Consider the following 6,949-nt stretch of genomic DNA (forward strand, 5'->3'; position numbering starts at 1 on the left):
CTTCCTGCGTTATATTCGATAGGCTGGATTTTTATAAAAGCTTCACCACGAAGGCGCGAAGACACGAAGAAAAATTGAGACACTTCGCGACTTCGTATCTTCGTGGTAAAAACTGCCAACACACGACACAATCCCTGTGGGAGCGGGCTTCGACCGCGACGGCGCCAGATACGGCAGTCGCGCCCGTGGGGCGCTCCCACAACATGTAGCCGTAGGTCACATTGGCGAAGCCTATGTGACGATTTCCGGTCGATGTTTGTTATAAGAGCTTCACCACGAAGGCACGAAGACACGAAGAGAAAATTGATATACTTCGAGACTTCGTGTCTTCGTGGTAAAAACGGCCAACTGCCAACGGCGCTCTATGCCTGCTTGCCGTACAGTCGCTGGTAAAGCCCGCCGGCATCGATCAACTCTTCGTGCGAGCCGTGTTCGATGATGTGTCCATCCTCGAAGACATATACCCGGTCGGCCTGACGCACGGCGCTGAGTCGATGGGCAATAATCAACGTGGTCCGTTCCTGCAGATAGTCGTGCAGGGCCCGGTGCAATCGCGCCTCGGTATCGGTATCCAGCGCCGAGGTGGCCTCATCCAGAATGACAATCTTCGGGTTGGCCAGGATCATGCGGGCAATGGCCAGGCGCTGTTGCTGGCCGCCGGAGAGGCGCACGCCCTGGCGGCCGATCAGGGTATCCAGCTGGTGCGGCATCTGTAAGACAATCTCTTCAAGCTGGGCAATACGCAGGGCCTGCCAGAGTTGCGCGTCGTCCTGTTCATCCCCCAGGGTCAGGTTGTGGCGGACCGTGTCGTTGAACATGGCCGGCTGCTGCAACACGGTCACGACGTGCTCGCGCACCACATCCAGACCAATCCGGGTGATCGGTACGTCATCAAAATAGAGCATGCCGCTGTCAAAGGGATAGATACCGAGCAGCACCTGAACCAGCGTGGATTTGCCCCCGCCACTGGCGCCGACCAGCGCGACCTTTTCCCCCGGTTTGACGTTGAGCGAGACATGGCGCAACACCGGTTCGTTATCGCCATAGGCGAAACTGATATCGTCCAGTCGAATGCCGGTGGTGACTTTGTCGGAAAACGGGTTCTGATGATGGGGATAGCGGGGTTCCAGGCGCAGATCGAGCATGGTGTTGATTCGCTGCAGTGCCGCCTTGGCCGAATAAAACGCATACTGCAGGTTCAACAGTTCCTGCACCGGCGTCATCATGAACCACAGATAACCGAACACTGCCATCATCTGACCGATGGTCAGATCCGAGAACACCACCATTAGCATGCCGATGGCGCGAAAGCTGTCAAAGCCAAGCAGGAATACGCCGAATGAGAGTCGACTGGCGGCATCGGACTTCCAGGAGTAATCGGCCGAGTGGCTTTTCACCCGGCGCGCCGCATCAATCACCCGGCCCAGATAATGGCGCTCGCGATTACTGGCGCGAATCTGGCGCACCGCATCGAGCGTCTCCACCAGGGATTCCTGAAACAGCTCAAAGGCCTTGTTCTCCCGTTTTTTGAGTGTCTTGACCTTTTTACCCAGGGTAACGGTAAAGTAGATCACCAGCGGATTGAGAAACAGAATGAACAGGGCCAGTTGCCAGTGCAGCCAGAGCAATACCGCCGTGACCCCGACGAGAGACAAACCGGCAATCAGGGTCTTGCTCACCGACTGGCCGATAAACTCGTCAATGGCATTGAGATCGGTCACAAAGTAGGAGGCAACTGTCCCGCTGCCGAGGGTTTCGTACTCGGCCATGGAAATGCGTTGCAGGCGATTCAACAGCGCGCGGCGAATGCGATACACCACATCCTTGGCCACCAGAGTGAACTGGCGGGTCTGCCAGACCGTGAACATGATCGAACTCAGGCGCAGCAACACGGTCACCAGCAGAATGAACAGGATATACAGCACCGGCCCGTGCCAGCCCGCGGGGAATAATTCCTGCATAAACCCGACCAGGGGTCCGGGCTGTTCCAGCAATACCTCGTCCACCAGCAGCGGCATCATCAGCGGGATGGGCACGCTGGCAAGCACTGCAATCACGGCAATGATATTGGCCTTGATCAACTCACGCTTGTGGCGCAGCGTCTCATTCAGAATGTAGGACCAGCCGTAGCCCTGCACCGGTGCCGACGCGGCGGCGTCGTCAACCGGCACCGGCTGGACTGGGGAGGAGGCGGTCATACAGCGGAATCGCGTGGGTTACTACTGGGGCGACATCTGATTGAGCTCATCGAGAATATTCAGCACCAGTTGCTCACCACTTGGCCCCATGCCCTTGCATAGCACATCGGGATCCCGCTCACCCTGTAACAGGCGATTGATAATGCCGCCCAGCTGGCGCATGTCGCCGGGCACCTGAATCATGTATTCGGCCATGTTGCCCAGGGCCTGTAACGCCTCGCTGTTACCGTGGTTGGCGGCGTGGATCATCTGTGCCAGACCGGGGGCGGCGATGGTCGGATCGGCCTGCACCTCGGGATCAGGCAGGGTCTCGGGGTTTTGCAGGCCCTGCAGAATGGACTGGACGATCACCCGATCCTCCTCATCCAGGTTGAGCAACAGCGATTCGTCACGTTGACCTTTCAAAATGGATTCGATGCGGTCAACCAGCGCATGCCAGTTCTGTTCCCTGGCCATTTGTAACATCGGCTCCAGCCGGTCACGCTCCTCGGCGTTGAGGCAGGCCTTGACCACCTGCTGAATGAGCGGGGCGTGGGTTTGTCGAATCTGCTGATCGCGTTCTGATATACTCATTGCTCATACTCCGGAAATGCGAACCGCTATTGTTTCCAATATCCGGTTCAGGATCAAATCGGCTGCCGGACAGGGTGGAAGCAATAATTAAAAAGGGGGTTCAATGGCTAGAAGGGAAATTACCTGGGTCGGGATCGGCTGGCGCTTTCTCGCGGCGCTGGTGCTGGTCTTCTGTACCTACAACCCGGAAGGCTATTCCTTCGTCCACTGGGCGGCGGATACCGCGCAGGGGCCGCTGGCGCTGAAGATCTTTGTCGGTATTTTACTGGTCATCGGCTGGACGATTTTTATTCGCGCCACGCTCGGCTCGCTGGGCGGCTTTGGCATGCTGCTGGTGGTGGCGCTGTTCGCTGCGCTGTTGTGGTTGCTGAGGGAATGGGGTGTTATCCCGCGCGGTTCGTTTGACACCGTGGCTTACATGGTCCTGTTTGTGATCAGCGCCCTGCTGGCCGTGGGCATGACCTGGTCGCATATCCGGCGGCGCCTGAGCGGCCAGTTCGATATCGATGATGTCGAGGATTGAGCCATTGCGCCAGAGCATAGGCCGATAAAATGGCAAAAAAACCGGAAATTTATGTCAGCGTGGATATCGAGGCCGACGGCCCGATTCCCGGCCCCCATTCGATGCTCAGCATCGGCGCGGTTGCCTATGATGAGACCGGCGAAGAGATCGCGCACTACAGCGTCAATCTCGACACCCTGGAGGGCGCCACGGCCCACCCGCGTATGGAAGCCTGGTGGCAACACTTCCCCGAGGCCTGGGCCGCCTGCCGGGAAAACACCCGGCCACCGCAGGAAGTCATGCACGAATTCGCCGACTGGCTCGAGGAACTGCCGGGCAACCCCATCTTCACCGCCTGGCCCGCAACGTGGGACTTTATGTGGATCTACTGGTACCTGCTGCGCTTTACCGACCGCCGCGCCTTCGGCGAGCATGGCATCGACATGCGCTCCTATGCCATGGGCATGCGCAAGCGGCCGTTTCGCGAATGCGGCAAACCCTATCTGCCCAACCGCTGGTTCTCCGAACAGGAACACAACCACATCGCCCTGGATGATGCCCGCGAGCAGGGGGAACTGTTCGTAAATATGCTGCGGGAAAACCTGAACCTGAATGACAGTGACGACAGCAATGGACCCGGCTGAGTCACACCCGCACACGATCAACATCGGCATCAGCAGCTGCCTGCTGGGTCAGGAAGTGCGGTACGACGGCGGGCACAAGCGCAATGTGTTTGTATTAAACAACCTGAGCGAATATTTTGAATTTGTCCCCTACTGTCCCGAGGTGGCGATCGGCATGGGCATCCCGCGCCCGCCGATTCGCCTGGTGCGTCGCGACGACGGCGTGCACGCGGTCGGCATCCAGGACCCGGACATGGATAAAACTGACGAGCTGCGCGACTACGCTTTCGAAGTCTCGGGTCAGCTTTCGGAAATCTCCGGCTATATATTAAAGAAAGACTCGCCCAGCTGCGGCATGGAGCGGGTGCGGGTGTTCGATCACAACAACGTTCCGGCCAAAACCGGCAGCGGCATTTATGCCGCCACCCTGATGGAATGCCTGCCCAACCTGCCGTTCGAAGAAGAAGGACGGCTCATGGATCCCGTATTGCGCGAGAATTTCATCGAACGGGTGTTTGTCTATTACCGCTGGCAGCAGATGATCAAAGACGGCCTGACCCCGTCGGCGCTGGTGGACTTCCATTCCCGACATAAATTCAACGTGCTGGCCCACGACGAGCCGGCCTATCGGCGGCTGGGCCGACTGGTCGCCGATGCCGGCAAGGAACACCTGCATTCGCTGGCTGGCAGCTACATCGACATCCTGATGCAGGCGCTGAAAATCCCCGCCACGCGCAAACGCCACACCAACGTACTGATGCACGTCATGGGCTATCTGAAAAACTCCCTGGACGGCGACGACAAACAGGAACTGCTCGAAGTCCTGGACAAATACCGCCTCGGCCAGGTCCCGCTGATCGTCCCCATCACCCTGCTCAAACACCACCTGCGCAAATACCCCCAGCCCTACATCGACCAGCAGTACTACATGAACCCCTATCCCGAAGAGCTCATGCTGCGCAACAGCCTTTAAGCGATTAACCACGAAGACACGACATAAACCACCAAGACGCCAAGACACTAAGAGAAAGAATTTTATAAATCTTTACTTTACGGCACTGTATGCAAGAATTATTTAAATAGGCGTTTGACACAGTAAATATTTACTTGGTGTCTTCGTGTCCTGGTGGTGAAATTTTTCATTATGTAGGCCGGATAAAGCGAAGCGTATCCGGCAATCTCTGGGAATACGCCACAGTTTAAAAGTCATGCCGTCACCCCGGCGCAGGCCGGGGTCCAGTATGCCTGCCAGGTACGGCAATGCGTGTCCGGCAATGTCCTGGAACAGACGTATGGCGGCAAATAACCGGTTTTGACAGGATAAATATTAACTTTGTGTCTTGGTGTCTTGGTGGTGAGATTTTGCTGTACGGCAAGGAGAAAAAGCACTGATGTACTACTTCGCCTACGGCTCCAACATGTCAACCCGGCGCATCATGGCGAGAGCCCCGTCGGCCACGAAGCTGAGCACGGCTGTTTTGGCGGGCCATCGGCTGGCATTTCACAAGATCAGCGACAACGACGACACGGCAAAATGCGACGCCTGCGTAACCGGCGATGCAACCGATTGCGTCCACGGCGTCGTGTTTGCCATAGCGGAAAAGGACAAACCGGCCCTGGACCGGGCCGAGGGGCTGGGCCGGGGCTATGCGGAGAAGGTCGTGCAGGTAAGCCTAACCGACGGGAATGTTGTCGAGGCCATCACCTACTACGCCATCCGGATCGACCCGGCACTGAAACCCCTGGACTGGTACAAATCCCATGTGATTCGCGGGGCCAGGGAGCACGGACTGCCGGAGGCGTATATCCGTGCGATCGAGAGCGTCGAGCATATCGAGGATGCCGATAATGAGCGACGGGAGAAGGAGTTGTCGATTTACAGCTGATCTGTTTCAGGGTGGCGAAATATGCCTGAAGAACTAGAATATTAGAAATTGTGTGGTGGTTAAGAAGTGGCTGCTTTCGACCCAAAGCAGTGTGCGCCAGGACAAGCTGGCAAAGGATAGGAGGTGAAAGTCCTCCATGAGGTAAGGTTTAGCCAACCGCCACAGCCCCGAGTGATGCGCGGTTGCACGTGAGTGTAAACGTGAAGCGTTCACAGGGGAAACCATAGGCTGAGTATCGAGCTGCGAAATGGGTCGAACTCCGAGGTGCTGATCTCCTTCTGCTGAAGAGAAAGCAACATCGAGTCATGCGTTATTGGCTAGTATGACATCGGACCTCGCGCAGTCGTAGACCTCATGCATGTGGAAAAGTCCTTTGTACGGAACCTGGGAGGTCTCATCTGTGCTCGGTGGGCATACCGAGCCGATTTATTAAGGTAATAACTGAGCAATAAATATGAACGCAGATGAGAAGTCGGACAAAGTCATAGTACCGAAGAAACGACCGAACAAAGAGAGGCAACTCTCGGCGGAGGTCGCGGAGGGAAGGACTTTGCCCAAGAGGAACACGGGTCAGACAACCGCGGTCCGGACACAGAGCCGGGGTATCGCGTCGTACGGACTGGCTGGTGTGCGCCAAGCGGCGCGATTAAGGAAGGATGTACCGTTCACAGCCTTGCTGCATCACATCAGCGTGGAACTCCTGGAGCAAAGCTATTTTGCACTAAAGAGAAACTCTGCTCCTGGGATTGATGGTGTGACGTGGCGGTCTTATGGAGAAAACCTTTCTGATCAGCTAACAAATCTTCATGACCGCATACACAAAGGTAACTACCGAGCCCAACCTGCTAGACGGACAATGATCCCAAAGGCAGATGGTTCAGAAAGACCTTTGAGTATCTTATGCTTGGAAGATAAGATAATCCAACAAGCTGTGGTTTATGTGCTGGAGGCGATCTTTGAGGATAACTTCATGGGATTCTCATATGGATTCCGCCGAGGGCGTAGCCAACATGATGCGCTAGATGCTCTTAGTACCGGGATCTATAGGAAGCGAGTGAATTGGGTGTTGGATGCAGATATTCAGAAGTTCTTTGATGCCATGAACCACGACTGGATGATGCAATTTCTCCAACACCGAATCGGAGACAAACGACTGCTTCGACTTAT

7 protein-coding genes are annotated in these 6,949 nt (G+C 56.2%); 5 read left to right on the forward strand and 2 right to left on the reverse strand.

From position 1 onward, the window contains the following. Positions 1-362: 362 nt before the first annotated feature. Positions 363-2,198: an ABC transporter ATP-binding protein gene (locus tag RI563_RS08730; protein ID WP_310693989.1), complete on the reverse strand. Its 1,836-nt coding sequence runs from the start codon at positions 2,196-2,198 to the stop codon at positions 363-365. A 21-nt stretch (positions 2,199-2,219) separates the two neighbouring features. Further along, positions 2,220-2,771, reverse strand: coding sequence for a hypothetical protein (locus tag RI563_RS08735; protein ID WP_310693990.1), 552 nt, complete (start codon positions 2,769-2,771; stop codon positions 2,220-2,222). 103 nt (positions 2,772-2,874) lie between these two features. Between RI563_RS08735 and RI563_RS08740 the strand changes: the two genes are divergently transcribed. The 5 genes from RI563_RS08740 to RI563_RS08760 all read left to right on the forward strand — a co-directional run. Continuing rightward, complete coding sequence (locus RI563_RS08740; protein WP_310693991.1) at positions 2,875-3,294, forward strand: DUF6524 family protein; 420 nt, start codon at positions 2,875-2,877, stop codon at positions 3,292-3,294. A gap of 29 nt (positions 3,295-3,323) precedes the next feature. Continuing rightward, on the forward strand, positions 3,324-3,917 hold the full coding sequence (locus tag RI563_RS08745) for an exonuclease (RefSeq protein WP_310693992.1): 594 nt from the start codon (positions 3,324-3,326) through the stop codon (positions 3,915-3,917). Beyond that, complete coding sequence (locus RI563_RS08750) at positions 3,886-4,869, forward strand: DUF523 and DUF1722 domain-containing protein (protein ID WP_310693993.1); 984 nt, start codon at positions 3,886-3,888, stop codon at positions 4,867-4,869. The genes RI563_RS08745 and RI563_RS08750 overlap by 32 nt, the downstream gene beginning before the upstream one ends. A 418-nt stretch (positions 4,870-5,287) precedes the next feature. Continuing rightward, entirely contained in the window at positions 5,288-5,782 is a 495-nt protein-coding gene (locus RI563_RS08755; RefSeq protein WP_310693994.1) for a gamma-glutamylcyclotransferase family protein, read from the forward strand. A gap of 628 nt (positions 5,783-6,410) precedes the next feature. Then, a partial coding sequence (locus RI563_RS08760) for a reverse transcriptase domain-containing protein (RefSeq protein ID WP_310693995.1) occupies positions 6,411-6,949 on the forward strand: 539 nt, incomplete at its 3' end.

This window comes from Thiohalophilus sp., assembly GCF_031581315.1.
Classification (GTDB): Bacteria; Pseudomonadota; Gammaproteobacteria; order UBA6429; family Thiohalophilaceae; genus Thiohalophilus.

Bases quoted from the DNA above. Each gene is read 5' to 3' on its own strand.
- RI563_RS08745 (WP_310693992.1), top strand. From the start codon at position 3,324: ATGGCAAAAAAACCGGAAATTTATGTCAGCGTGGATATCGAGGCCGAC.
- RI563_RS08750 (WP_310693993.1), top strand. From the start codon at position 3,886: ATGACAGTGACGACAGCAATGGACCCGGCTGAGTCACACCCGCACACG.
- RI563_RS08735 (WP_310693990.1), bottom strand. From the start codon at position 2,771: ATGAGTATATCAGAACGCGATCAGCAGATTCGACAAACCCACGCCCCG.
- RI563_RS08740 (WP_310693991.1), top strand. From the start codon at position 2,875: ATGGCTAGAAGGGAAATTACCTGGGTCGGGATCGGCTGGCGCTTTCTC.
- RI563_RS08755 (WP_310693994.1), top strand. From the start codon at position 5,288: ATGTACTACTTCGCCTACGGCTCCAACATGTCAACCCGGCGCATCATG.
- RI563_RS08730 (WP_310693989.1), bottom strand. From the start codon at position 2,198: ATGACCGCCTCCTCCCCAGTCCAGCCGGTGCCGGTTGACGACGCCGCC.